General features: G+C 71.7%; 27 protein-coding genes. 20 read left to right on the forward strand and 7 right to left on the reverse strand.

The window, feature by feature from the left end; all coding sequences use genetic code 11:
- Positions 1-40: 40 nt before the first annotated feature.
- Positions 41-1,639, forward strand: coding sequence for a protein kinase domain-containing protein (locus R4Z63_RS16145; protein WP_384448140.1), 1,599 nt, complete (start codon positions 41-43; stop codon positions 1,637-1,639).
- 245 nt (positions 1,640-1,884) lie between these two features.
- Here R4Z63_RS16145 and R4Z63_RS16150 read toward each other — a convergent pair whose 3' ends face one another.
- Positions 1,885-2,544 carry a response regulator gene (locus R4Z63_RS16150; protein ID WP_037920560.1) on the reverse strand — a complete coding sequence of 220 codons (660 nt, stop codon included), beginning with the start codon at positions 2,542-2,544 and terminating at the stop codon, positions 1,885-1,887.
- A 326-nt stretch (positions 2,545-2,870) separates the two neighbouring features.
- Between R4Z63_RS16150 and pdhA the strand changes: the two genes are divergently transcribed.
- The 5 genes from pdhA (at position 2,871) to R4Z63_RS16175 (ending at position 8,435) form a co-directional block, all read left to right on the forward strand.
- Positions 2,871-4,079, forward strand: coding sequence for a pyruvate dehydrogenase (acetyl-transferring) E1 component subunit alpha (pdhA, locus tag R4Z63_RS16155; protein WP_037920562.1), 1,209 nt, complete (start codon positions 2,871-2,873; stop codon positions 4,077-4,079).
- Positions 4,079-5,059 (forward strand): alpha-ketoacid dehydrogenase subunit beta, encoded by a 981-nt coding sequence (locus R4Z63_RS16160; RefSeq protein WP_037920564.1) that lies wholly within the window; start codon positions 4,079-4,081, stop codon positions 5,057-5,059. The genes pdhA and R4Z63_RS16160 overlap by 1 nt, the downstream gene beginning before the upstream one ends.
- Before the next feature lie 13 nt (positions 5,060-5,072).
- Complete coding sequence (locus R4Z63_RS16165) at positions 5,073-6,518, forward strand: dihydrolipoamide acetyltransferase family protein (RefSeq protein WP_384448144.1); 1,446 nt, start codon at positions 5,073-5,075, stop codon at positions 6,516-6,518.
- 125 nt (positions 6,519-6,643) lie between these two features.
- Positions 6,644-7,579, forward strand: a complete 936-nt coding sequence (locus R4Z63_RS16170) for a GNAT family N-acetyltransferase (RefSeq protein ID WP_384448147.1) — start codon at positions 6,644-6,646, stop codon at positions 7,577-7,579.
- Positions 7,580-7,670: 91 nt separating this feature from the next.
- Positions 7,671-8,435, forward strand: coding sequence for a hypothetical protein (locus tag R4Z63_RS16175; protein ID WP_384448150.1), 765 nt, complete (start codon positions 7,671-7,673; stop codon positions 8,433-8,435).
- Between the two features lie 59 nt (positions 8,436-8,494).
- Here the strand turns inward: R4Z63_RS16175 and R4Z63_RS16180 are convergent, their stop codons facing one another.
- Both R4Z63_RS16180 and R4Z63_RS16185 read right to left on the reverse strand, forming a co-directional pair.
- On the reverse strand, positions 8,495-8,911 hold the full coding sequence (locus tag R4Z63_RS16180) for a PPOX class F420-dependent oxidoreductase (protein ID WP_384448153.1): 417 nt from the start codon (positions 8,909-8,911) through the stop codon (positions 8,495-8,497).
- 73 nt (positions 8,912-8,984) lie between these two features.
- The gene (locus R4Z63_RS16185; RefSeq protein WP_037920574.1) at positions 8,985-10,190 is read right to left on the reverse strand and encodes a DUF1266 domain-containing protein; all 1,206 of its coding nucleotides are present in this window, start codon (positions 10,188-10,190) and stop codon (positions 8,985-8,987) included.
- Positions 10,191-10,294: 104 nt separating this feature from the next.
- Here R4Z63_RS16185 and R4Z63_RS16190 point away from each other — a divergent pair, with 104 nt between their 5' ends.
- The 3 genes from R4Z63_RS16190 (at position 10,295) to R4Z63_RS16200 (ending at position 12,942) form a co-directional block, all read left to right on the forward strand.
- Positions 10,295-10,567 (forward strand): glutaredoxin domain-containing protein, encoded by a 273-nt coding sequence (locus R4Z63_RS16190; RefSeq protein WP_052030360.1) that lies wholly within the window; start codon positions 10,295-10,297, stop codon positions 10,565-10,567.
- Between the two features lie 158 nt (positions 10,568-10,725).
- Positions 10,726-12,603: a C1 family peptidase gene (locus R4Z63_RS16195; RefSeq protein ID WP_236647596.1), complete on the forward strand. Its 1,878-nt coding sequence runs from the start codon at positions 10,726-10,728 to the stop codon at positions 12,601-12,603.
- Positions 12,604-12,618: 15 nt separating this feature from the next.
- On the forward strand, positions 12,619-12,942 hold the full coding sequence (locus tag R4Z63_RS16200; protein ID WP_384448158.1) for a hypothetical protein: 324 nt from the start codon (positions 12,619-12,621) through the stop codon (positions 12,940-12,942).
- Here the strand turns inward: R4Z63_RS16200 and R4Z63_RS16205 are convergent.
- Positions 12,914-14,104 carry a DUF418 domain-containing protein gene (locus R4Z63_RS16205; RefSeq protein WP_384448160.1) on the reverse strand — a complete coding sequence of 397 codons (1,191 nt, stop codon included), beginning with the start codon at positions 14,102-14,104 and terminating at the stop codon, positions 12,914-12,916. The genes R4Z63_RS16200 and R4Z63_RS16205 overlap by 29 nt on opposite strands.
- A 211-nt stretch (positions 14,105-14,315) precedes the next feature.
- Here R4Z63_RS16205 and R4Z63_RS16210 point away from each other — a divergent pair, with 211 nt between their 5' ends.
- Entirely contained in the window at positions 14,316-14,966 is a 651-nt protein-coding gene (locus R4Z63_RS16210) for a GntR family transcriptional regulator (protein WP_384448163.1), read from the forward strand.
- On the forward strand, positions 14,963-16,384 hold the full coding sequence (locus R4Z63_RS16215; protein ID WP_384448165.1) for an MFS transporter: 1,422 nt from the start codon (positions 14,963-14,965) through the stop codon (positions 16,382-16,384). The genes R4Z63_RS16210 and R4Z63_RS16215 overlap by 4 nt, the downstream gene beginning before the upstream one ends.
- Before the next feature lie 85 nt (positions 16,385-16,469).
- Here the strand turns inward: R4Z63_RS16215 and R4Z63_RS16220 are convergent, their stop codons facing one another.
- Complete coding sequence (locus R4Z63_RS16220; protein WP_384448168.1) at positions 16,470-17,300, reverse strand: maleylpyruvate isomerase family mycothiol-dependent enzyme; 831 nt, start codon at positions 17,298-17,300, stop codon at positions 16,470-16,472.
- Positions 17,301-17,462: 162 nt separating this feature from the next.
- Here R4Z63_RS16220 and R4Z63_RS16225 point away from each other — a divergent pair, with 162 nt between their 5' ends.
- The gene (locus R4Z63_RS16225; RefSeq protein ID WP_037920586.1) at positions 17,463-18,242 is read left to right on the forward strand and encodes a carbon-nitrogen family hydrolase; all 780 of its coding nucleotides are present in this window, start codon (positions 17,463-17,465) and stop codon (positions 18,240-18,242) included.
- A 16-nt stretch (positions 18,243-18,258) separates the two neighbouring features.
- On the opposite strand, the gene R4Z63_RS16230 is transcribed toward R4Z63_RS16225, so the two are convergent.
- Both R4Z63_RS16230 and R4Z63_RS16235 read right to left on the reverse strand, forming a co-directional pair.
- Complete coding sequence (locus tag R4Z63_RS16230) at positions 18,259-18,633, reverse strand: hypothetical protein (protein ID WP_384448171.1); 375 nt, start codon at positions 18,631-18,633, stop codon at positions 18,259-18,261.
- Positions 18,634-18,747: 114 nt separating this feature from the next.
- Positions 18,748-19,251 carry an LURP-one-related/scramblase family protein gene (locus tag R4Z63_RS16235; RefSeq protein WP_384448174.1) on the reverse strand — a complete coding sequence of 168 codons (504 nt, stop codon included), beginning with the start codon at positions 19,249-19,251 and terminating at the stop codon, positions 18,748-18,750.
- 32 nt (positions 19,252-19,283) lie between these two features.
- Between R4Z63_RS16235 and R4Z63_RS16240 the strand changes: the two genes are divergently transcribed.
- The 8 genes from R4Z63_RS16240 to R4Z63_RS16275 all read left to right on the forward strand — a co-directional run bounded on the left by R4Z63_RS16240 (position 19,284) and on the right by R4Z63_RS16275 (position 25,307).
- Positions 19,284-20,084, forward strand: coding sequence for an ATP-grasp domain-containing protein (locus R4Z63_RS16240; protein ID WP_037920590.1), 801 nt, complete (start codon positions 19,284-19,286; stop codon positions 20,082-20,084).
- A 29-nt stretch (positions 20,085-20,113) separates the two neighbouring features.
- Complete coding sequence (locus R4Z63_RS16245) at positions 20,114-20,671, forward strand: DUF4240 domain-containing protein (RefSeq protein ID WP_037920592.1); 558 nt, start codon at positions 20,114-20,116, stop codon at positions 20,669-20,671.
- Positions 20,672-20,917: 246 nt separating this feature from the next.
- Positions 20,918-21,085 (forward strand): thioredoxin domain-containing protein, encoded by a 168-nt coding sequence (locus R4Z63_RS16250; RefSeq protein WP_384448262.1) that lies wholly within the window; start codon positions 20,918-20,920, stop codon positions 21,083-21,085.
- A gap of 34 nt (positions 21,086-21,119) precedes the next feature.
- Positions 21,120-22,685: a recombinase family protein gene (locus R4Z63_RS16255; RefSeq protein WP_384448179.1), complete on the forward strand. Its 1,566-nt coding sequence runs from the start codon at positions 21,120-21,122 to the stop codon at positions 22,683-22,685.
- A 467-nt stretch (positions 22,686-23,152) separates the two neighbouring features.
- Positions 23,153-23,395, forward strand: coding sequence for a hypothetical protein (locus tag R4Z63_RS16260; RefSeq protein ID WP_223766064.1), 243 nt, complete (start codon positions 23,153-23,155; stop codon positions 23,393-23,395).
- 10 nt (positions 23,396-23,405) lie between these two features.
- Positions 23,406-23,924 carry a DUF6879 family protein gene (locus tag R4Z63_RS16265; RefSeq protein ID WP_384448182.1) on the forward strand — a complete coding sequence of 173 codons (519 nt, stop codon included), beginning with the start codon at positions 23,406-23,408 and terminating at the stop codon, positions 23,922-23,924.
- A 12-nt stretch (positions 23,925-23,936) separates the two neighbouring features.
- Positions 23,937-24,785, forward strand: a complete 849-nt coding sequence (locus R4Z63_RS16270) for a helix-turn-helix domain-containing protein (RefSeq protein WP_384448185.1) — start codon at positions 23,937-23,939, stop codon at positions 24,783-24,785.
- A gap of 87 nt (positions 24,786-24,872) precedes the next feature.
- The gene (locus R4Z63_RS16275) at positions 24,873-25,307 is read left to right on the forward strand and encodes a DUF7848 domain-containing protein (RefSeq protein ID WP_384448188.1); all 435 of its coding nucleotides are present in this window, start codon (positions 24,873-24,875) and stop codon (positions 25,305-25,307) included.
- Positions 25,308-25,343 lie beyond the last annotated feature (36 nt).

Raw genomic sequence — 25,343 nt, forward strand, 5'->3', positions numbered from 1 at the left:
ACCGCTGAGCGGCGGCCGAGAGAGACGACGGCGAGGACTGATGGCACCCGAACCCGAGGGAAACGGCGCCGGGATGACCGACGGTCCTGAGCACTGGGGCGACGGCGGCCTGGTGGGCGACGGCCGTTACCGGCTGACGCACCGGCTGGGCCGCGGCGGCATGGCGGAGGTGTTCGCCGCCGAGGACGTGCGGCTGGGCCGCACCGTCGCGGTGAAGCTGCTGCGCGCGGACCTCGCCGAGGACCCGGTGTCCAAAGCCCGCTTCACCCGCGAGGCGCAGTCCGTCGCCGGGCTCAACCACCACGCCGTCGTGGCCGTGTACGACTCGGGCGAGGACCGGGTCGGCCCGAACACCGTCCCGTACATCGTCATGGAGCTGGTCGAGGGCCGCACCATCCGGGACCTGCTGATCAGTGCCGAGGCCCCGGGCCCCGAGCAGGCGCTCATCATCGTCTCGGGCGTGCTGGAGGCCCTCGCGTACTCGCACCAGCACGGCATCGTCCACCGCGACATCAAGCCGGCGAACGTCATCATCACCGACGCCGGCGCGGTGAAGGTGATGGACTTCGGCATCGCCCGCGCCCTGCACGGCGGTCAGGCGACGATGACCCAGACCGGCATGGTCATGGGCACCCCGCAGTACCTGTCGCCCGAACAGGCCCTCGGCAAGGCGGTGGACCACCGCAGTGACCTGTACGCGACCGGCTGCCTGCTCTACGAACTCCTCGCGCTGCGACCTCCGTTCACCGGCGAGACCCCGCTCTCCGTGGTCTACCAGCACGTCCAGGACGCGCCCGTGCCGCCCTCGCAGCTGCCGGAGGGCCACCACATCCCGCAGGAGCTCGACGGGCTCGTCATGCGCTCCCTCGCCAAGGACCCGGACGACCGGTTCCAGAGCGCCGAGGAGATGCGCGGGCTGGTCCAGTACGCACTGCAGATGCTGCACGACCAGGGCCCGAACACCGGTACCTGGAACACCGGCCCGATCACCATGTCGCTGCCGCACGGTCGCGGCGGCGTCGCCGCCACCACGGCCATGCCGCCGGTGGGCGGAAACGGCGGCGGGCCGCGCTACGGCTCGAACGCCTCGACCTCGCAGTTCCAGCAGCCGATGGTGCCGCCGCTGAACCCGGACGACGGCGCGGCCTTCCCCGGCGCCCCGGGAGGCCACTCCGGCGGTCACAGCGGCGGCTACGAGGTCTACGACGACCGGCGCGGCAACGGCGGCGGCCGCTGGAAGATGTGGCTGTTCGCGGTCCTCGCCATCGTCGCGATCGCGGGCGGCGTGGCCTACGCGGTCAACGGCGTGGGCGGTGGCAAGGGCGGCGAGAAGCAGGACCCGGGAACGACCCAGACCGTCCCCAGCGACCAGCCGAGCGCGTCCGACTCGCCGGACCCGACGCACTCGCGCCAGCCCACGGACAACACGCCGACGAGCAACGAGACCCAGCCGCAGCCGGTCCGTACCCGCACACAGACCGCCAGCCAGTCCCCCACGGCGACGGCGACGCAGTCGCCGACTCCCACGGCGACCAAGAGCGCCACCGCCACCGCCACCGCCACGGCGACGAAGACGGCCACGGCGACCGCGACGGCGACCAAGTCCGCGCCGCCGCCGGGCCCCGACAGCGCGGAGTGAGCGCGGGACGAAGACGCAACGGGCCCGGCGGAAGCGACTTCCGCCGGGCCCTTTCGCATGGATGCCCCGTCAGCGGGCGGGCCGGCGGGGGCGGTCGGGATTCGGGTTCTCGGCGAGCGGGCTAACCGTTCTGAGCCGGGAGTTCGATTCGCGTGGGGGCGGAGTCGAACGCCCCGCTGTGGCGAACCGAAGCGAACCGACCGGACCCGGGCATAAGGGGAATTGAAATTGCCGGCCCGCCCGCCCTAGCGCTTCTCGGCCTGGAGGCGGGCGACGTAGGCGGCGGCCTGGGAGCGGCGCTCCATGCCCAGCTTGGACAGCAGGCTGGAGACGTAGTTCTTGATCGTCTTCTCGGCCAGGTGCAGGCGCTCGCCGATGACCCGGTTGGTCAGGCCCTCGCCGATCAGGTCGAGGATCTTGCGCTCCTGCTCGGTCAGGTTGGCGAGGCGGTCGTCGCCCCTGCCCCCCTTGCCGTCGCGCAGTCGCTCCAGCACCCGGGCAGTGGCCACCGGGTCCAGCAGCGACTTGCCGGCGGCGACGTCACGCACGGCGTTGAGCAGCTCGTTCCCGCGGATCGCCTTCAGGACGTAGCCGGAGGCACCGGCCATGATCGCGTCGAAGAGGGCCTCGTCGTCGGCGAACGAGGTCAGCATCAGGCACTTGACGTCCTCGGTCTGCGAGCGGACCTCGCGGCACACTTCCACCCCGCTGCCGTCCGGCAGCCGGACGTCCAGGACGGCCACGTCGGGGCGGGTCGCGGGGATCCGGACCAGTGCGTCGGCGGCCGTGCCGGCCTCGCCGACGATCTCGATGTCCTCTTCGACCGACAGCAGCTCGTGGACGCCCCGACGGACCACTTCGTGGTCGTCCAGGAGGAATACCTTGATTTTTCCGTCTTCGCGCACGAAGTCAGTTTCACACACCAACCCCTTCCCTGCCGGAGTTACCCGGGATAACGTGCCGTTGTTCCCGGCCCCTGCAAGGCTGTGACCAGTGGTTGTTCCCGCTCCTGCGGATTTACTTGGAAATCCAAGCAAAAACGCAGGTCAAACGGGGTTTCGCAGTTATGCGGCGCACTGGGTAACGTGCATTGCGCAGGGCACTCGCCGGGACGCCTGTCACGCCTGAATCCCGAACGCGATGCGCACCCACCCCGTGCGCTCGTCACGGACGCAGGTGAGCCGCACTGGACCCCGGAGAACCCGGGTGCCGGACCGACGGAGGAGCACAAGTGACCGTGGAGAGCACTGCCGCGCGCAAGCCGCGACGCAGCAGCGGCACCAAGCGGGCGGCAGGTGCGGCGAGCGCCGCCAAGCCCGCCGCTGCCACCGCGCAGACGCAGGACGCTGAACCTCAGCTCGTACAGCTGCTGACGCCCCAAGGGGAGCGGGTCGACAACGCGGAGAACGCGGAGTTCGCCCCCTTCGTCGCAGACATCACCACAGAGGACCTGCGCGGCCTGTACCGCGACATGGTCATGACCCGCCGCTTCGACGGTGAGGCGACCGCCCTGCAGCGCCAGGGCGAGCTGGGGCTGTGGGCCTCGCTCCTCGGCCAGGAGGCCGCGCAGATCGGCTCCGGCCGGGCGCTGAACGACGCGGACTACGTCTTCCCGACCTACCGCGAGCACGGCGTCGCCTGGTGCCGCGGGGTCGACCCGACCAACCTGCTCGGGATGTTCCGCGGTGTGAACCACGGCGGCTGGGACCCCAACCTCAACAACTTCCACCTCTACACGATCGTCATCGGCTCGCAGACGCTCCACGCGACCGGGTACGCGATGGGTGTGGCCAAGGACGGCGCGGACGCGGCCGTGATCGCCTACTTCGGCGACGGCGCGTCGAGCCAGGGCGACGTGATGGAGGCCTTCAACTTCTCCGCCGTCTACAACTCCCCCGTGGTGTTCTTCTGCCAGAACAACCAGTGGGCGATCTCCGAGCCGACCGAGCGCCAGATGCGCGTGCCGCTCTACCAGCGCGCGCAGGGCTTCGGCTTCCCCGGTGTCCGCGTCGACGGCAACGACGTCCTGGCCTGCCTGGCCGTGACCCGCTGGGCACTGGACCGGGCGCGCCGGGGCGAGGGCCCGACCCTCGTCGAGGCGTACACGTACCGCATGGGCGCGCACACCACCTCCGACGACCCGACGAAGTACCGGCGGGACGAGGAGACGGCGGCCTGGGAGTCCAAGGACCCGATCCAGCGCCTGAAGGCCCACCTGCTGGCCACCGGCGGCGCCGACGAGGCGTTCTTCGCCGAGCTGGAGGCCGAGAGCGAGGCCATGGGCAAGCGCGTGCGCGAGGCCGTGCGCGCCATGCCCGACCCGGACACCATGGCGATCTTCGAGAACGTCTACGCGGACGGGCACGCGCTCGTCGACGAGGAGCGCGCCCAGTTCGCCGCCTACCTCGCGTCCTTCGAGTCGGCCGAGGAGGGTCACTGATGGCTGCCCAGAAGATGTCGATCGCGAAGGCGCTCAACGAGTCGCTGCGCAAGGCCCTGGAGCAGGACCCGAAGGTCCTGATCATGGGCGAGGACGTCGGCAAGCTGGGCGGTGTCTTCCGGATCACCGACGGCCTGCAGAAGGACTTCGGCGAGGAGCGGGTCATCGACACCCCGCTGGCCGAGTCGGGCATCGTCGGCACCGCCATCGGCCTGGCCCTGCGCGGCTACCGGCCGGTCGTGGAGATCCAGTTCGACGGTTTCGTCTTCCCCGCGTACGACCAGATCGTCACGCAGCTCGCGAAGATGCACGCGCGCGCCCTGGGCAAGATCAAGCTGCCGGTCGTCGTGCGCATCCCCTACGGCGGTGCCATCGGCGCGGTCGAGCACCACTCGGAGTCCCCGGAGGCGCTGTTCGCGCACGTCGCGGGCCTGAAGGTGGTCTCCCCGTCGAACGCCGCCGACGCCTACTGGATGCTCCAGCAGGCGATCCTCAGCGACGACCCGGTGATCTTCTTCGAGCCGAAGCGCCGCTACTGGGACAAGGGCGAGGTCGACACCGAGGCCATCCCCGGCGAGCTGCACACGTCGCGCGTGGTGCGCGAGGGCACCGACCTCACCCTGGCCGCCTACGGCCCGATGGTGAAGGTCTGCCTGGAGGCGGCCGCCGCGGCCGCCGAGGAGGGCAAGTCGGTCGAGGTCCTGGACCTGCGCTCGATGTCCCCGGTCGACTTCGACGGGATCCAGGCGTCCGTGGAGCGGACCCGCCGGCTCGTCGTCGTCCACGAGGCGCCGGTCTTCCTCGGCGTGGGATCGGAGATCGCCGCCCGCATCACGGAGCGGTGCTTCTACCACCTGGAGGCGCCGGTACTGCGCGTGGGCGGCTTCCACGCCCCGTACCCGCCGGCCCGCCTGGAGGACGAGTACCTGCCGGGCCTGGACCGGGTGCTCGACGCCGTCGACCGCTCGCTGGCGTACTGAGGAGCCACGTTCCATGACCATCCGCGAATTCAAGATGCCCGATGTGGGCGAGGGCCTCACCGAGGCCGAGATCCTCAAGTGGTACGTCCAGCCGGGTGACACCGTCACCGACGGTCAGGTCGTCTGCGAGGTCGAGACGGCCAAGGCCGCCGTCGAGCTGCCGATCCCGTTCGACGGTGTCGTGCACGCCCTCCTCTTCGACGAGGGCACCACCGTCGACGTCGGCCAGGTGATCATCTCGGTGCAGACCGGTGACGCCGGCGCCGAGGCCCCGGCCGCCGCCGAGGCCGCTCCCGCGGCCACCGCCCCCGCCGCCGAGGAGGCCGCCCCGGCGGCCCGCCAGCCCGTCCTGGTGGGCTACGGCGTCGCCGAGTCGTCCACCAAGCGGCGCCCCCGCAAGGCCGCGCCGGCTCCCGCCGTCGCCGCGCAGAACGGCACCGCAGCGCCCGCGGCGGCGCCCGCCGCCCCCGCGGCTCCGGCCGCGCCGGTGCAGCCCGCGGTCCCGGCGCAGCCGACCGGTGAGCGTCCGCTGGCCAAGCCGCCGGTGCGCAAGCTCGCCAAGGACCTGGGTATCGACCTGGCCTCCGTGGTGCCGACCGGTGACGGCGGCGTGGTGACCCGGGAGGACGTCCACGCGGCGGCCGCCGCGGCGATCGCCCCGCAGGCCGCCCCCGCGGCCGCGGCCCCCGCCGCGGCCCAGGCCCCGGCGGCCGAGGCCGTCGCGGCGGTGTCCACCGTCGCGCTGGCCGAGCCGTCGGCGCGGGAGACCCGTATCCCGGTCAAGGGCGTCCGCAAGGTCACCGCCCAGGCCATGGTCGGCTCGGCCTTCACCGCGCCGCACGTCACCGAGTTCATCACCCTCGACGTGACGCGCACCATGAAGCTGGTCCAGGAGCTCAAGGACGACCCGGACCTCGCCGGTCTGCGGATCAACCCGCTGCTCCTGATCGCGAAGGCCGTCCTGGTGGCCATCCGTCGCAATCCGGACGTCAACGCGTCCTGGGACGAGGCGGCCCAGGAGATCGTGCTCAAGCACTACGTCAACCTGGGCATCGCGGCGGCCACCCCCCGCGGGCTGATCGTCCCGAACATCAAGGACGCCCACGCCAAGACCCTGGGCGAGCTGTCGGAGTCCCTGTCCTCGCTGGTCGCCACGGCCCGCGACGGCAAGACCTCCCCGGCCGACATGCAGAACGGCACCATCACCATCACCAACGTCGGCGTCTTCGGCGTCGACACCGGTACGCCCATCCTGAACCCGGGCGAGTCCGCGATCCTCGCGGTCGGCGCGATCAAGCTCCAGCCGTGGGTCCACAAGGGCAAGGTCAAGCCGCGCCAGGTCACCACGCTGGCGCTGTCCTTCGACCACCGCCTCATCGACGGTGAGCTCGGCTCGAAGTTCCTCGCCGACATCGCGGCGGTGCTGGAGCACCCCCGCCGGCTGATCACCTGGTCGTAGCGGACACGAGGACGAAGCCGACGGCCGGTCTCCCCCGAGGAGGCCGGCCGTCGGCCTTCTGCGCGCCCGCCTCCACGGGCGGCAAACCCCTGGCCGTGCCGTGCGCCCCGTGTGATCATCTGCGCATGCTTTTCCGTGCCGCCACCGCAGGTCCCGCAGACCTGGCCCGTGCCGTCGCCCACCCTGCGGCCGGCCCCGTCCCCGCCCTCACCGCCGGAAGGATCCGCGAGGAGCTCGCCGGGAACCGCATCCGCCCCGAGTGGATCTGGACCGCCGAGGATGAGGGCGGGCGGATCCTGGCCCGCGCCCTGTGGTGGGGGCGGGCCGACAGCGAGCGGCCCATCGCGCTCGACTGCCTCCAGGTGGCCGCCGGCGTGGCCGACCCGGCCGGGGTCGCCGCCGGGCTGCTGGACGCCGGACACAAGGCCTTCGGCGGGCTCCCCGGCTACACCATCTCCCTGCCCCGGGGCTGGCGGGACGCCCCGGAGCTGGCCGCGGCGGTCGGCTGGCGCCAGGAGGCCGCGTACCGCACGGGACTGACCCGCGAGATCGAGCGCCTGCGCTACGAGTGGACCCCGGCCGCCGGGACGCCCGCGCCCACCGACCGGCTCGTCTTCCGCGAGGGCACCGACGAGGAAATGCTGGACGCCTTCGCCCGGCTGTCCCGGGGCAGCCTCGACCTCGCCACCCGGCACGAACTGGAGGTGATGGACGCCGAGCAGCTGGCCCGCGAGGACTTCGACTTCTACTTCGACTGCCCCGGCGAGCGCTCCTGGTGGCGCCTCGCCCATCTGCCGGACGGCCGCCTCGCCGGTCTGGCCGTGCCCTCGGCGACCCCGTACCACCGCAACGTCGGCTACTTGGGCGTCGTACCGGAACAGCGCGGCCGGGGGCTGATCGACGAGATCCTCGCCGAGATCACCCGCTTCCACGCCTCGCAGGGCGCCGAGCGGATCACCGCGACCACGGACACCGTGAACAAGCCGATGGCCGCGGCCTTCGACCGCGCCGGCTACGAGGTCACCGAGATCCGCCTCGTTCTGGAAGCGCCGGGGCGGTGAACCGGGCCGGCCCGCGAGCACCGGGGCGCGCCGGGGTCGGTACGGCTCCCTTCCCCGAGGGGTAACCTGCCGCCCGGGGAAGGGGGCCGGGGTGTCCATCGCCGAACTGCAGGTCTACTCCGTCGAGGAGGCCGACGTCACCGGTGGCGTGTGCGTGGTCCGCTGCATCGGCGGGGTGGCCCGCGCGGGGCAGGTCTACGCCGTCGGGGCGTCGCGGATGGGCCTGCGCCACATCGAGCGGTACGGACGGACCGTCGGCTCCTTCGACGCCGGTCACACGGCGAAGGTCCACTTCAGCGGCGCCATCGTCGCACTGCTCTCCCGCGGACAGGTGCTGACCTCCGTGCCGCCCGGCGGGCACGCGCTGGAGGATCTGGAGGCCTGGCTGGCCGCTGACCCGCCGCTGCGGGACGAACCCCATCCGCGGACGCTGCGCGTCCTGGCCGGGGTGCGGATGCGCGACGAACGGCTGCCGGACGGGATCCGGCTGCGCTGGGGCCGGGTGGCACTGGCCGCCACCTACCGCTGCGCGGCGGCCGAAGGCACGGCGGAGCTGGTCCGTGCCCCCGAACTGGCCTGTGTGCGGGCCTACTTGATCGAACAGTTCGGCCCGGACCGCGGCGGTGACCCGGCCGCCCTGTGCCGGGACCTGTTCGCGCTGATCGACCTGACCCCGGAGCAGGCGGCGGCCCAGGGCCGCGTCTGGCGCGACCTCCCGCACCACCGCATCCGCCACCTGCGCCGTATCAAGGCGCTGATCCCGTGGCTGACGTCCCTGCGCCGCCACCTGCCGGACGGCACCCCCGCGGCGACCGCGGTCGACGCCTGGACCCGGGTCAGGCCCCTGCTTCCTTAGGCGGCGCAGCCCCGGCCCGCACGCATCGCGGGCCGGCGCGGCCTTCCGTACGCCGGCGGTCAGCCCTGGCGGGCGGCGTTGCCGAGGACCCTGGTCGGGGTGATGCGGACGACCACGCGGACGTTCTCGGGCGGGGCGTCCTGGTACTCCTTGCCGGCGCCCGGTCCCATGTACTCCTCGGCGATGCGGACGGCCACCGCGCGGCCGACGTCCTCGGTGACCGTGGCGGTGCCGCGGATCTCCGCGTACAGGAAGGGGTTGGCCAGGTCGAAGACGGTCAGCCCGACCCGGCCGTCGCGGACGATGTTGCGCTCCTTGCGGCGGCCCTGCTCGGTGGAGATCAGCAGGTCGCCGCCGTCACGGGTCACCCAGATCACGGAACTCTGCGGGCTCCCGTCCGGGTTGATGGTCGACAGGACGGCGGGGTGCGGTGCGTCGAGCAGCCCGCGCACGGTTTCGTTCATCTCGACAGTCATGGGAACGAGGCTAGTTCGGCCGGGTGCGGTCCGCGGGCGGATGTCGGCCGGGCCGCCGACTACCCGAGGTCGCTCACTTCCACGGGATGTTGCGCCAGGGGCTGGCGGGGTCGGTGGTCAGCGTGACGTGGGCGGCGAGGGCGCCCGTGTACCAGGTGCCGAACTCCTCCTCGTCGAAGTGCAGGCACCGGCCGAGGACGTACCCCGCGGAGAACTCCTGCCACGAGCGATAGGTCTCGCGGGCGGCCTCCCCGGCGCGGAGCACGGCCCTCTCCGCCTCGTGCAGGGTGCCGTAGCGGCAGCCGATGCCCCAGCGGGCCATCTGGGAGGCGCGGCCGAGGTCCCAGGCCTCGACCGAGCGGACCCAGCCGTCCTCGGGGAGGAGGCCGTCGGCCCGGAAGCGCTGTTCGTAGCGGGCGATCCGGCCTATGAGGCGCTTGACGCCGGCTATCTCCCCCTCGACCTCGGCGCTCGGGCGCGGCCGGGCGACGGTGACGCCGTCCGGGGTGAGCTGCGGTTCGGCGGAGCGTTCGGCGTTGCGGCGCAGGCTCGCCTCGGCGGCGTGCCGCCAGTGCTCGACGTCGACGGGCCCCGCGAAGTCGGAGGCGAGGACGCGGCGGACCCGGAGCGCGAATTCCCAGACGGGGCTGACGACCGAGGTGCTCAGCAGCTCTTCCAGGACGGCGAGCCAGTCGGCCCGGTCGGTGATGCCCCAGCTCTTCGCGACGCGGCGGCGCTCGTGCCGGTAGCCGCTGCCGTGGTAGGCGAGGGCGTTCCAGAACTCGCCGTTCGTGACGGCGAGATGCCCGCCGACGGCGAGCCCGTGGGCGATGTCGCCGTGCAGCGGCCCGCCGGTGAAGAGGGCGTGGACCCGTCCCTCGGGCAGGCCGTAGTGCGGTGCGGCGTCCGCGTGCGCGCGCCAGCGGGCCAGGTCGGCGGGGGTGGTGGTGAGGTACGCCTCGGCGGGGGAGCCCGGGTTCACGGCGAGGAAGGCGGGGTCGTCGGCGGCCCACACCTTGGAGAACCAGCCCAGGCTGCGGGACTCGAAGACCGTCTCCGGGCTGGGCGCGGGCAGCATCCCGGCGGTGAGGACGACGAGCATGCGGTTCGCGGTGGGGTGGAAGAAGACCGCATCGGGGTGCGCGTCGGACTGCACGCGGGGCTGCACCAGGTAGAGCTGGGAGCGTGCGAGCACCTCGAAGTACGCGGTCCAGTCCCCGGCGCCCTTGGCCTCGTACAGCTCTCTCTCGATGACGCTCGGCGCGATCCAGGTGCCCATACGGGGACCCTATACGGACCCCCCGGCGGGCGAGCCGGCCCGTTCTGCCTTCCCGCGGGTACTGTCGTCCGGGTCGGGCGGGGGTCGGTCAAAGGGGTTGTGACATGGAGAGGTTCGTTTCGAAGGGGTCCGGCCGTGGTGCCGTCACCGTGTACTGGCGGCCCGGATGCGTCTTCTGCATCAAGCTCTTCACCCAGCTCCGGCTGGCGCGGATCCCCTACCGGAAGGTCGACATCTGGCGGGACCCGGACGCGGCGGCCTTCGTCCGCGGCGTGGCCGACGGCAACGAGACCGTCCCGACGGTGGTCGTCGCGGACCACCCGCCGATGGTGAACCCGTCGCTGGCCCGGATCAGAGCGGCCCTCGCCGACGACTGACCGGTAGGGGGCGACCTCTGTGGGAACGCCCCCTCGTGCCACCGCGCGACCGTGCGGACCCCCTTGACGGTCCCCGGCGGCGGAGGGAAGCTCCCCGGATCTCTGATCCGCACGGGTGCAGCCGGGGGGCCGCCATGCCGCAGGAGTCCGTTCAGACGGTGGGGGAGCTGCGAGCGCAGCTGATCGCGCAGGGGGCGCGCTGGTCGGTCCTGGAGGACCTGGCCGACGAGGAGCCGGTGCCGCGGCCGGCACTCGGTCTGGAGCCGGGGGCGAACCTGACGCCCGCCGAGGACGTGGGCACGATCGACCTGCGGGGGATCATCGAACACCCCAGCGGCAACCCGCACCTGACCCGGCGCCGGGCCGCCCACGGACTGCTGGCCGGGGCCCCGGCAGGGGAACCGGCCCGCCGGGCGAGGCCGGCCGCCGTGGACTGGCGCAACCGCTGGGGCCTGCCCTGGATCACCAAGGTCAAGGACCAGAACCCGTGCGGTTCCTGCTGGGCCTTCGGCGCCACCGGCCTGGTGGAGTCCATGACCCGCATCGAGCACGACGTGTGGGCGGAGCGCTCCGAAGGGGACGTCCACGACGGCCTGCGCTTCACCTGCGGCCAGGGCAGCAATCCGGAGACCGCCCTCGACTGGATCAAGGCCAACGGCGGGCTCGCCGACCCGGACTGCTGGCCGTACAGCACCCCGCCCGCCGGGCTGCCGGCCGCCCGCCGGGACGCCTGGCGCGCCGAGTACAGGCCCAGCTGGGACCGGTCCGGCCGGACCGTCCGGATCTCCGACTACGTCCGGCTCGGCGACGTGGAGCAGCAGAAGGTGTGGCTGGACACGGTCGGCCCGCTGACCGCCTGTTTCGACGTGTACGACGACTTCTTCGGCCTCGGCGCCGGGGTCTACCACCGCACCAGCGACCGCCTCGCGGGCGGCCACTGCGTCCTGGTCGTCGGCTACGACGACGCGGCGGGCTGCTGGCTGTTCAAGAACTCCTGGGGCACCGGCTACCACGTCGGCGGCTACGGCCGGATCGCCTACGGCGAGGTGAACGTCGACCACTGGGCCAAGTGCGGACTGCGCGGCACCAACCCCGATCCGTGGACCAAGCGCCGCCTGCACACCGGCAACGTCTACGAGAGCGGCAACGGCCGCGCCCACCGCAACTTCGAGCTCCTCGCGACGACCACGGGCGCCCGCCTCCAGCACTGGTGGCGCGAGGGCGACGCGCCCTTCGCCTGGGCCCGCGCGGGCACGTTCGCGGGCGACGCCTCGGGCCAGCCGGCGTTCACCGGGACCACCTACAACCGGAACATGGAATCCCTGCACGTGACCACGGGCGGCAGGCTGCGCCACTGGTACTACGAGCAGTCGGCCGGGGTGTGGCGCGACGGCGGCGTCTTCGGGCCGGGGGACGCGGCCGTCGGCTCGACCCCGGCGTTCATCCAGAGCGACTACGGCAAGCCCGGCAACTTCGAGGTGGTCGTCCGCACCGCCGACGGCCGGCTCAACCACTGGTGGCGGATCAACGGCGCCCCCTGGACCTGGAACGACGGCGGCCGCTTCGCCTCCGGCATCGCCCACTACGGCCCGGCCCTCGTCCAGACCCGCTCCCGTCACCTCGACCTGGTCGCCGCCCGTACCGACGGCCGCATGCAGCTGTGGTGGCGCGACGACCCCAACGGCTTCGTCTGGCGGGCCGGGGAGGTCTTCGGCAGCGGTGCGCCGGCCACGTCCGCGCCCTGCCTGATCGAGGGGCAGTACGGAGCCGCGGACGAGGACACCGCCGGGAACTACGAACTGTGCGTGGCCGTGGCCGGCGGGCAGGTGGAGCACTGGTGGCGCGGCAACGCGGGCGGTTCCCCCTGGCGGCGCAGCGCGGTCTTCGGCCACGACGTCACCGCGGTCACCGGGATGCTCCAGGGCAGCTTCGGGTTCAACCTGGAAGTCGTCGTCCTGCGCACCGACCGCCGCTTGCAGCACTACTGGCGCGACGGCGCGGGCTGGCACGAAGGGCCGGTGATCGGCCCCGTCTGAGAGGACCGGGCGGGCGTGGAGGTACGCAGGGTCGTGCTGGGCCCCGGTGAGCGCTACGAGCTGCGGCTCACCGGGCGAGGGGCGCGCGGATACGTGTGGACCTGGCAGGTCACGGGCGACACGGACGCGGTGTCGGTGGCGCCGGGGCCGACCGTCGCGGGCGCCGCGATGCCCGGGGCGGCGGTGGAGCTGAGCTACGTCGTCAGGGCCCTGCCCCCGGGCGGCGGCCGGGCGGGGATCCGCTTCGCCCAGGTCAGGCCGCCCTACCCGGACGAGGCGCCGTACGACGAATTCCTGCTGGAGGTCGAGGTCACGCCGGGGAGCGGCGGGGCGGGCTGAGTACCGCGTGCTGCAAGCCCTCCAGGGGGCCGCGGTCGAAGCGGCGCAGCCACAGCCACGACCCGGCGGCCAGCGTCAGGCTCACGCCCGCCCACAGGCCCATCACCCACCAGGGGCCGCTGCCGCCGAGCCGGGCGGCCAGGCCGAGCCCGAAGCCGTAGCAGAGCAGCACGCAGAGGAGGTTCTGGGCGACGTAGCAGGACAGGGCGGTGCGGCCGATGCGGCCGAGGGCGCGGGTCACGGGTGCGGGGACCCACAGCCGGTCCAGGGCGATGCCGATCAGGCCGATGTAGCCGAGGGCGAGCAGCGGCGCCGCTCCGTAGCGGCCCAGGAGGTAGAAGTCGCCGCCGCCGAGGGTGGTCGCGCAGTTCAGCGGCAGTCCGAGGCCCAGGCCCCAGCCGGCCAGCCGGATCCTGATGCGGCGGCCCTCGGCGGTGGCGGTGAAGGCGCCCGTGCGGTGGAGCCGTACACCGAGGAGGAAGAGGAAGACCAGCAGCCCGAAGGAGATGACGGGCTCGATGCGCAGGGCGGCGACGTGCTCCAGGCGGAAGGCGGCCTGCGCCGGCCAGCTCCCGTGGGCGTACAGATCGACGGCCGCCGGGTCCGGGGCCTTCGGCGCGCCGTCCGGCCGGCTCAACGCGTCGAGGGTCAGCAGGCCGACGAGCGCCAGGTGCATCCCGGCCGCCGTCCACAGGGCCGCCCGCCGGACCTTCTCCGAGCGAGCCAGCAGCCAGGCGACGAGCAGGGCGGTCACGGCGTACCCCATCAGCACGTCCCAGGCGAAGACGAGGACGAAGTGGACGGTTCCCTCGACGAAGAGGAAGGCGGCGCGCTTCGGGTAGCGGCCGGGCCACCGCTCGCCGCGCCGGGCGGCGGCATCGAACTGGATGGCCAGGCCGACCCCGAACAGGACCGTGAGCAGAGCCAGGAACTTGCCGTCCGCGAGGAAGCGGAAGACGGCCTCGGCGAGGGTGGCGGCGGAGGGGTCGGCGAGGGCGTCGGGCGCCTTCATGCCGCCCTGGAGCACGCTCCACTCCGAGCCGGGGGAGGCGAAGATCCAGACGTTGGTCATCAGCGTGCCGAGGATGGCGGCGCCGCGCAGGATGTCGAGCAGGGGGAGCCGGGTGGTCGTGCGGACCACCGGGGCGAGGGTGTCGGCCATGACTCCAGGCTTCCGGCGCGGCGGACCGGGTACGTCCTGCGGCCGGAGGAAGACGCCGTACATCCTTCGGTGCAGGCGGTACCGGGCGGGGTCGGAGACGGGCCGCTGCGGCCTCCTGCCCGGGGCGGATGTCCCGCAGCGGCCCTCCTCGGGAGGTCCACATCCCGGACCGGTCCGCCGGTTGCACCCCTGTTGTATCTATGCTGTGCGCATGCCTGCCGTCACCAGCACCGCGACCGCCGCCGAACGCGTCTACCGGCACGTCAAGCACGGTGTGCTCGACCGGCACTACGAAGGAGGCACCCTCCTCACCGAGGGCGAACTCGCCGAGGCGGTGGGGGTGTCCCGGACCCCGGTCCGCGAGGCGCTGCTGCGCCTGGAGACCGAGGGGCTGCTGAAGCTGTACCCGAAGAAGGGTGCGCTGGTCCTGGCGGTCTCCGCGCAGGAGATCAGCGACGTCCTCGAAACCCGCCTGCTCGTCGAGGAGTTCACCGTGCGCAGGGCCGTGCCCGCGCCCCCCGGCCTGCTGGACCGGCTGGAGGCGCTGCTCGGCGAACAGCGCCGGCACGCCGCCGCAGGCGATCTCGCCGCGGTGATGGCGGCCGACCGGGGCTTCCACGCCGAGATCGTGCGCAATGCCGGCAACCAGATCCTGAGCCGGCTCTACGACCAACTCCGCGACCGGCAGCTGAGGATGGGCGTGGCTCTGCTGCACGCCCACCCCGACCGGCTGGAGCGGACGCTGGCCGAGCACGCCGAGATCCTGGACGCGCTGCGGGTCGGGGACGCAGCCGCAGCCGCAGCCGCGGTGCGCGGGCACATCGGCCGCGTCGAGTCACTGGTGCGGGGGCCGGGCCGGTGAGCGCCGGCCCGCCGAGCACGACGTCGGGGGCGGCGGGGGCCACCGGGGCGGCGGGGGCCCGGAGCGCCGGGCCCGGGGACCCGCGGGGCGGCGGGAGGGCCGTCGCCGTCTGGGGCATCGGCGTCGCCGTCTACTTCGTGGCCGTGATCTTCCGCACCAGCCTGGGCGTGGCCGGTCTGGAGGCGGCGGACCGCTTCCACGTCAACGCCTCGGCCCTCGCCACCTTCTCCCTGCTCCAACTCCTCGTCTACGCGGGCATGCAGGTCCCCGTCGGCCTGATGGTGGACCGGCTCGGCACCAAGAAGGTGCTGACGCTGGGCGCGGTGCTCTTCACCGCGGGGCAGCTCGGCTTCGCGCTCTCCCCCTCGTACGAGACGGCCCTCGCCGCCCGGGCGCTGCTCGGCTGCGGCGACGCGATGACCTTCATCTCCGTGCTGCGGCTCGGCACCCGCTGGTTCCCGGCCCGGCGCGCGCCGTTGATGGCGCAGCTCGCGGGTCTGGTCGGCATGGCGGGCAACCTCGTCTCCACCCTCGTGCTCGCCCCCGTGCTGCACGGGGTCGGCTGGACCGCGGCCTTCGCCGGCAGCGCGGCGGCCGGGCTGGTGGTCCTGCTGCCGCTGGTGCTGTTCCTGCGCGACCACCCCGAGGGGCACGAGCCGCCACCGGCGGCGGCCCGCAGCGGCGGCGCGGGCTTCGTGCGCCGCCAGATCAAGGCCTCCTGGAGCGAACCGGGCACCCGGCTCGGGCTGTGGGTTCACTTCACCACGCAGTTCCCGGCGATGGTCTTCCTGCTGCTGTGGGGCATGCCCTTCCTCATCGAGGCGCAGGGGCTGACGCGGAGCACGGCGGGCGGGCTGCTGACCCTGGTCGTCGCCTCGAACATGGCGCTCGGGCTGGTCTACGGCCAGATCATCGGCCGCCGCCAGGCCGCGCGGATACCGCTCGCCCTGGGGACGGTGGGCCTGACGGCCCTCATGTGGGGGGCGGTCCTCGCGTATCCGGGCGGGCACGCGCCGATGTGGCTGCTGATCACCCTGTGCGTGGTGCTGGGCGGCTGTGGCCCGGCATCGATGATCGGCTTCGACTTCGCCCGCCCGGCCAACCCGGCCGAACGCCAGGGCACCGCCTCCGGGATCACCAACATGGGCGGCTTCATCGCCTCGATGACGACCCTGCTGACGGTGGGCGTCCTGCTGGACGCCACCGGTGACGACTACCGCATCGCCTTCTCCACGGTCTTCGTGCTCGAAGCGATCGGCGTCACCCGGATCCTGAGCCTGCGCAGGCGCGCGCTCTCCCGGGAAGCGGCCCGCGGCCGCGTCGCCGTTCCCGCGCAGGCGAGCGGGCCGGAGGCGGACCCGCGGCCGTGGTCCGCCGTGTGTCCGCTGCCGGGGACGACGGCGCGCGAGACGTCGTAGGCCGCTTCCGGGGGTCGGGGAGTCAGGGGGTCGGGGAGTCAGGGGATCAGGGGGGCAGGGGTTCGCAGGGGCAGTGGGGCCCGGCTCACGGGGTCACGGCGAACTGGGTCAGGATGGCCTCCGCCAACTGAGCGTCGCCCTCCACTTTCACCCGGTCGGCGACCGCGTGCGCCCGCACCCGGCCCGCCGCGAGCCGGACGTAGGTCTCCCAGTCCAGGGCCAGCGTCACCGCCGGGCCGAGCGAGGGGGACTTGTCCACCGTGCCGCGGCCGTCCGCGTCCACCCGAACGGTCCGCATGAACTCCAGCTGACCGTGCACGTCGATCACCACGGCCGAGCCGGCCGGGGCACCCGCACGCTTCGCCACCACCTTCGGCAGCCCGGCCAGCAGGAGGTCCTGCGCCACGTACGCGCCCGGCGAGTCCCAGTTCCCCGGCGCACCCAGCGCCCAGCGCAGGTCCTGCTCGTGGATCCACACGTCGAAGGCCCGCAGCCGCAGAGCCTGCTCCAGCGTCACCTGGTCGCCCAACGGCCCCCGCACCATCGTGCCGGGATCCCGCTTCTCGTTGCGCAGTTGCCGCGCGCGGCGGATGACCGTGTACTCCAGCTCCGAGGTCATCTCCGGCGCGGTGTGGTGGCGCCGTACGTCGACCTGGACCTCCATGTACCGGCTGAACTCGTCCACCACGTGCCGCAGGTCCCGCGCCACGGTGTGGATCGGCCGGGGGTCCCCGAGCTGCTCGCACTCGATGCCGATGATGTGGGAGACGACGTCACGGACCGACCATCCGGGGCACGGGGTCGCCCGGTTCCACTCGCCCTCCGCCAGGGGGAGGACCAGCTCGGATATCGCCTCGATCGAGTGCGTCCACGCGTCGGTATAGGGCTGAAGACTGGGATGCGGATGGACGGTCAACGGGACCCCTCGCGGTGCTGTTCAGTGGCGTCGTTCAGTGGCGCGTTTCGGAAGCGGTGGACTCAGTTTCCAAAACTACGCTGCCCGTGAGCACCCCGGCAGTGCTTTCGTGTGACGATTCATAGGCCGAGTTGACGGCTTGAACACCAGGACGGTGGTAGTGTGCGCGCCTCGCTGATCCAAATCGCAGTGAACGAGGGCGAGTCGGTGTCTTCCCGACGCGCCCGCGTGGCCGATCTCGTACGGGAGCAGGAGGAGTCGGACCTCGTCGTGCTGCCCGAGCTGTGGACGGTCGGCGCCTTCGCGTACGAGCAGTTCGAGACCGAGGCCGAACCACTGGACGGGCCGACCTTCGAGGCCCTGTCCAAGGCCGCGCACGATGCCGGGGTCTGGCTGCACGCGGGCTCGCTCGTGGAGCGCGCGGGCGACGGCTCCCTCTACAACACCGCCCTGGTCCTCTCCCCGGCCGGCGAGCTGGCCGCCACCTACCGCAAGATCCACCGATTCGGCTTCGACCAGGGCGAGGCGGTCCTCATGTCCGCCGGGGACTCCCTGACCACGGTGGAGCTGCCGGAACAGACCCTCGGCATCGCCACCTGCTACGACCTGCGCTTCCCGGAACTGTTCCGCGGCCTGGTCGACGCCGGGGCCACCACGATGGTCGTCGCCGCCGGCTGGCCCGCCCGCCGGCGCTCGCACTGGACGCTGCTGAACCGGGCGCGCGCCGTCGAGGACCAGTCCTACGTCCTGGCCTGCGGGCTGGCCGGCACCCACGCGGGTGTCGAGCAGGCCGGACACAGCCTGGTCGTGGACCCGTGGGGCGAGGTCCTGGCGGAGGCCGGCCCCGGCGAGGAGGTCCTCACGGTGGACCTGGACCCGGCCAGGGTCGCCGACACCCGCGCGCAGTTCCCTGCGCTCAAGGACCGCCGCCTGGGCCGCTGACGGTCGCCCCGGCGGGTCAGCCGGTGAGGAACCAGAGCCACACCGCGAGGACGGTGGGGACGGGGCAGGCCAGCGCACCGAGCAGGAGCACCCGCGCGGACCCGGTCAGCCTGCGGACACCGGGCGCGCGGGCCAGCGCGGTGAGCCCGAGGGCGCCCGCCGGGAGGGGAAGGAACCACAGGAGCAGCTCGCCGATCGGCTGCCCCGCCGCCGCCCCCCAGACCAGCGCGACCGACAGCAGGCCGCCCACCCAGGCGACCGACAGGACGGTGACCGCCCACACCAGGGCCGCGAGCGCGACGACGCCGGGCCGATCCCTGCCGACGGGGACGTGGACCTGCTGCGCGGGCTGCCACCGCCCGTAGAGGGCCGCGTAGGCGTCAGGGCGCACCGTGGGGTTCCTTCCGTGGTTGCCGAGGGGGACGCCCACGATCCTCGCCGCCGGCTGCCGCCCCGGCATGAGCGCGGATGCTCAGTCTCCGATGGGTCGCGTACTCACGTCCGCTCAGTCCTGCGGGGAGTCCTCCCGCTCCTTCTCCGCCATCCGGATCACGCACACCGCGACCGCGACCAGCAGCGCCGCGTCCGCGTCCTCCCGGACCACGTCCACCGCGTACGTCTCCCGCACCCGGTACCACTGCCGGGAGACCAGCGCGAGCAGCTCGCCCTCGTACTCGACCTTGAACTCCCGGTCCAGGATCCGCCCGCTCACGTCGAGCTCCGTGCCCTCGACCAGCGTCACCCGGAAGTGGTTGCGCAGCAGCGAGAAGCGCTTCCTGCGGATCACCGCGAGCCGCTGCTCGTCCCGCTCCAGGGTCATCGCGTCGCGGAACCCGAAGAGCTTTTCCCGCAGCGTGATCAGGATCCGACCGTCCGGGTCCTTCAGCTCCAGCGTGTCCCGGAACCGCAGTGCCTTCCCGTCGACGAGGAAGGCGTGCCGCCCGTCTTCGTCCTCGATCCAGTAGTCGTCCCCAATGGCAAGCATTTTGTCCCGAACGAGGTATTTCATGCCCTCATCAGTGCCCGCGATAGGTTGCCCTCATGCCCCTGCTCTACGTGACCGACCTGGCGTACCCCGCACGCGGCCGCCGCTACTGCGACGAGGACATATTCCTCACCTCGCGCCTGCGCGAGCACTTCGACCTGGCCCTGTGCCATCCCGCCGACGCCCGCACCCTGATGCCCGGCTTCGACGCGGTGATCGTCCGCAACAGCGGCCCGGTCCTGCACTACCAGGAGGAGTACGACGCCTTCCGGGCCGCCGCCCTCGCCGCCGGCACGCCCGTCTACAACCCCCTCACCGGCCGCGCCGACATGGCCGGCAAGCAGTACCTCCTCGACCTCACGGCCGCCGGCCACCCGGTCATCCCCACGATCGACGACCCGGCCCGGCTCGCCGAGCTGCCGCAGGTGCCCGAGTACGTGGTCAAGCCGAAGCAGGGCGCCGACTCCATCGGCCTCACCTTCACCGCGACACCGGGCGGTGAGGCCGGGGCCGTGCTGATCCAGCCGCGCATCGACTTCGCGTACGAGGTCTCCTTCTACTTCGTCGACGACACCTTCCAGTACGCGCTCCACGCCCCGGACCCGGCCCGCCGCTGGGAGCTGCGCCGGTACGAACCGACCGGCGAGGACCTGGCGTTCGCCCGCGCCTTCGTCGAGTGGAACACCCTCTCCCACGGCATCCAGCGCGTGGACGCCTGCCGCGCGCCCTCCGGCGAACTGCTCCTCGTCGAACTGGAGGACCTCAACCCGTACCTGTCCCTCGGCCTGCTCCCGGCGGAGGTCCAGGACGCCTTCGTCACCTCGCTCACGGCATCCCTGCGCTCGTTCCTGGGCTGATGTCAGTGCCGGGTGCCAGGCTTCTCCCCATGGACCAGCAGACGTTCTGGCAGTTGATCGAGACGGCCCGCGCGGACGCGGCGGCGGCGCCGACGGCGGGCACGGGCGAAGCGGAGAGCGCGGTGGCGCGGCGCGCCGCGGAGCTGCTCGCGGCGCGCCCGCAGGCGGAGGTGGCCGCGGCCCAGCAGGTGCTGTGGGACCTGCTCGCGGAGTCCTACCGCAGCCCGCTCTGGGCAGCGGCCTACATGATCAACGGCGGCTGCTCGGACGACGGTTTCGACTACTTCCGCGGCTGGCTCCTCACGCAGGGCCGGGCGGTCTTCGACGCCGCCGTGGCCGACCCGGACTCCCTCGCGGAGCACCCGGCGGTCCGGGAGGCGGCGGCGGAGGGCCTGGAGCTGTGGGACGAGGAGGCCCTCTCCATCGCGTGGACCGCGTACGAGAGCGCCACGGGCCGCGAGCTCCCGGCGGAGTCCTTCACGATCGGCTACCCGCCTCTGGATCCCGCCTGGGACTTCGACTTCGACGACGATGCCGAACTGGCAACCAGGCTGCCGCGCCTGAGCGCCCTGTTCGGGCCGGCGTAGCCATACGGCGGCGCCTCGCGTTCCCCGGCCTTCGCAGCGGGCGGCCGGAGCCCGTCGGCGTCGGGACCGGTCCCGACCGGGAACGCGGACGCGTGCACCGCCCTGTGCATCCCGCACACCGGCCGGACCGGTCACATGACCTTCCTCCGGGAGTTTTCGGAAGTCGCCGTGCTGGAGCGCATGCCCTGAGCAGGCGCTTCGTACGGGCGTGATGGGTCGTCCACGGGCGGATGGCAAGCTGTGAGGATGAACGATGCTGCCCCGGCGCCCACCCCTGCGCCCGCGCCCCGCCGTGCCCGTGTCCGCGCTCCCGAGCTGATCGGCAAGGGCGGCTGGCTCAATACCGGAGGCAAAGAGCTCACCCTCGCCGACCTGCGAGGTAAGTGCGTTGTTGTGGATTTCTGGATTTCCTGAACCAATGTGAGCACTTCTCGCTAGCGTTGGGAAGGTGCACCAACACACCACTGCTGACCTGTACTTGCGCCTGTCTCTGGACCGGGAGGGCAAGACGGCGATCGACCGCCAGGAAGCCGACTGCCGCGCATGGGCGGAGCGCAACGGACTGACCGTCCGCAAGGTCCACATCGACCGTGGACGTTCCGGTTACAAGAACGTCAGCCGCAAGGGGTTCGATGCAGCGATCACAGCAGCCACGGCCGGCGTCGTGGGCGTTCTGATCGTCTGGAAGCTCGACCGCCTGTCCCGCAAGGGCATCGGCGAGGTCGGCAAGGCGCTGGACGACATAGGCCGGGTCGGCGGACGGCTGGTCTCCGTCATGGACGGCCTCGACACGAAGAACGACAGCGCCCGCGTCACCATCGCGATGCTGGCGGAACTGGCGCGCAACGAGTCCCGCAACCTTGGGATGCGCGTCGGCAACGCCAAGCGGTACCTACGCCAGCGGGGCCAGTGGATCGGGGGACAGCCGCCTTACGGGCTGCTGGTGGACCCGGAGGCGAAGAAGCTCGTCCACGACCCCGAGACCGCCGTCTACGCCCGCCTGATCGCCGACGAAGCGCTGTCCGGGAAGGCGCTCGTCCACATCGCCCGGCTGCTGAACGAGCACGGGGTGGAGTCCGCCCGTGGAGGCGAGTGGAACTCGTCCAGCGTCATGCAACTCCTTCGTTCACCGGCCTTCGCCGGTCTCATGCCGCAGACCGAGTACGAGGAGCAGCCGGACGGGACACGCAAGTACATGAACCGGGTCTCTCCCTACCGAGACCCGGAGACGCTGGAGACCGTGAGCATCGGTGAGGGGATCATCACGGTCGGGGAGCGTGAGCTCATCCTCCGCCAGCTCGAAGCGCGCACGTTTCCTCTGGCGGGGAAGCGGCACGGCCACAAGCAGGGCAAGTCACTGCTCACTGGCATAGCGCGTTGTGGGCTCTGTGGAGCTCGGATGAGCAAGGCCGGCACGTCGTACCAGTGCTCCAGCCACCGGATGGGGCGAGGATGCTCGGGCGTATCGGCTCGGGTGGAGAGCATCGACGACTACGTGACCCGGGCGTTTCTCACACGCCTGCCGTCCCTGGAGCCCCAGGACCCGCTGCTCGCCGTGATCGCCGATCGCTGGGTACAGAGGGAGGACCCAGAGGTTTTCGCGAAGCGGGACGCGATCGAGGCGGAGATCGCGGACGAGGGGGCCCGTCTGGCTGACCTGGAGGAGGCCAGGTACGTCCGTGGAGAATTCACCGGCGCAGACGCGATCGACCGGTACAACCGGCTCGCCGGACGACTCAGTACCCGGATCGAGGGGCTGCGCGCGGATCTACTGCGGATGCCGACCCCTTCCGTGGACATCTCTCCTCTCCTGGATGCGGGCCTGCTACGTGAGGCTTGGGAAGCCGACGATGCGGCCGGAAGGCGTGAACGTCTTGGCCTCGCAATCGATCGCGTGGAAGTCCGGCGAGGCAGGGTGGGCGTGAGGTTCGATGGCGACGAGCGCTGCCGGATCGTCTGGGCGACGAGAAGCGGTGCTGGGGAGGAGTCAGCGGGTGACGAAGTGACGGAATGACGGTCGGAGTCCATTACCTCCTTAAGAGATGTTCTGAGTCTCTATGGATGGAATAGAACTAAACGTCATTCCGTCACTTCGTCACTGGGGCGGCCCGAGGGTCGGCGCGAAGTTGCGCTGTGGTCACCATCCCGGCCCCGGCCCCAGCTCGGAAGGCGCACGCTGGGTGTGACTCCGTTTTTCGGGCCTATCGTGGCTCTGACCAGCGCATATCGACCGCCGAAGGCGCGAGAGCGGCACAGTTAACGCCCTGCGAAGCCCGCCGAAGGCCCCACGGAGCCGCCCGGTGGGCCGTGGAACACCATGAGCCCCCGTGCTCGTCGGCCCCGATGGGTGCGGTGGGTGCGGGGGCTTTGGTTCGTTCGATGGCAGCCCAACCGCCCTGTGCAAAGGCCCTCTTGCGCGACTCAGCCGCAAGGGTGAGGCTCGTGCACGCCGGTGCAACCCACTCGACGGCGGGAGCGACCATGACCCTAAAGTTCCTCGGCATCATCCCCAACACGCCGACTGACGAGTCCCCGACGATCTGGCTCCACGAGGAGACCGGCGACCTTCTGATCCAGTCGTACAAGGCGACCGAGGACGAAGTGAGGGCGTGCCAGGAGATCGGTTCGATCCCGGGTCACTCCACGGACGTGCCGGACCACGAGACGATCATCCGGCTGCCCGCAGTGATGCTGAAGTACATCCCCCGCCCGGACGACAACTGAGAGGCAGCAAGTGCAGCCACCTGCCCGTCATGCACTGGCACGAGCACAGCACTCGGCGGTGCACCTTGAGTTGCGTGACAGCTACATGCTCGATGACCCCGAGTTCATCGCGTGGCAGCGGGGGAAGCGCCTCGACCCCGCTGATCGGTCTTCGTGGTGGGGCGGCTGGCACGACGCGGTGAAGGAGGCGACGACCCGCGGGGTCGTGGTCCGTCGGGTCCGGATCGTGTCGGAGCCGATCAGCGATTACGTGCGGTACGAGTACGACTGCACCTTCACGAACATCGCGGCGGGTGAGCTGGTCCGGTGGCTGCCCCGGCGGCAGACCACGGACTTGGCCTTGCCGGGTACCGATTTCTGGCTGTTCGACAGCGCGCAGGCGCTGTTCCACCACTTCACCGGGAACGGGCAGCTCGACCAGGACGGGCGGGAGTACACGGAGGAGCCCGAGCGGGTGAAGCTGTGCGCCGTCGCCTTCGAAGCAGCCTGGCAACGGGCCGTTCCGCACGAGGAGTACCGACCGCGCTGAGCTGTCACCACCATGGCCGTCTCACCCTCATCAAGCGCACAGCAGGCCCGGCAGGCTCTGGCGAATCGACTCGCTGAGCTGTGCCGGGATGCCGGCCTCACCGGACGGGACATCGCCCGTTTGTGCTCCTGGCATCCGTCCAAGTCGTCACGGATCATGAACGCCCGTACGCCTCCGTCCGCTGATGACATCCGGGCGTGGTGCCGGGCATGTGGCTCGGAAGATCAGACGGAAGACCTGTTGGCCTCGCTGCGTACCGCCGAAGGCATGTGGGTCGGGTGGCGGCGAATGGAGCGCGCCGGGCTCAAGCAGGCCCAAGAGGCCCGTCTCCCGCTCTTCGAACGAACCCGTCGGTTTCGCGCGTACTCCTCGTGGTTCGTTCCGGGCCTGATCCAGACCTACGGCTACACGGAAGCCGTCTTGCGCGCGGTCCAGCGCAGACGGGTCGAAGTGGACGACGTTGCCGATGCGGTCGCCGTCCGCATGGAGCGTCAGCGCGTGCTCTACAAGGGTGATCGGCGGTTCGCGTTCCTGGTTGAGGAATCGGTCTTGCGGAACGGGCTCGGAGGGGCGGAGGTGCAGGAGGAACAGCTCCGCCACCTCCTCACGGTCGGCTCGCTGCCCAGCGTCAGCCTGGGCGTGGTCCCCACCCGTACCGAGCGATCGCGGATGCCGGTGGAGGGCTTCTGGATCTTCGATACAGCGCAGGTCAACGTCGAGTTGGTCTCGGGCTACCTCACGCTGACCCAGCCCAGTGAGGTTGCCGCGTACGCGGACACGTTCAGGGAGCTGGCCGACATGGCGCTCTACGGGGCGAAGGCCCGAGCGCTGATCACGAGGGTCATTCAGACCCTGCGGTGATAGCCGTGCAACCTCATGCAATCTCATGGGAAGTGCGACCTCGGCGTTCCTAGCGTGGTCACCATGCGGACGACACGAGATCGGGCCGTGAAGCCGATCACCTATGCGCAGCCCCCGGTAGAGCTGCCGCTGCGAACAGATCCGGAGCCCGTACCGGCAGCCGGCTGCGGAGTCTGCGCCGCCCTGGCCGCACAGCGCCGGGAGGCCCGCTTTGAAGGCGATGGCTCCACGGTCAGCGACTGCAACGTGGAGCTCCGGAACCACCCGCACACCGGGGGGGGGGATGTCGGCGTGAGCGTGAAAGCCGTGCTGCGGTACGTGAGCTACGTCATGCGCCGCCATCCGTCGGCCGAGACCACGGCAACCGCGCGGTGCCTGAACCCGGACTGCCGGTGGATCTCCGAACCGACCGGGAACGCGGACGTGTGCACCGACATGTGCATACAGCACACTGGCCGGACCGGGCATATGACCTACCTCCGAGAATTCTCGGAGGTCGCTGTGGTGGAGCGGATCCCGTAGCTGCGCAGGGCAACGGCGTCGTACGTCCGTGATCCG

It is taken from the genome of Streptomyces sp. PL-29, assembly GCF_058344425.1.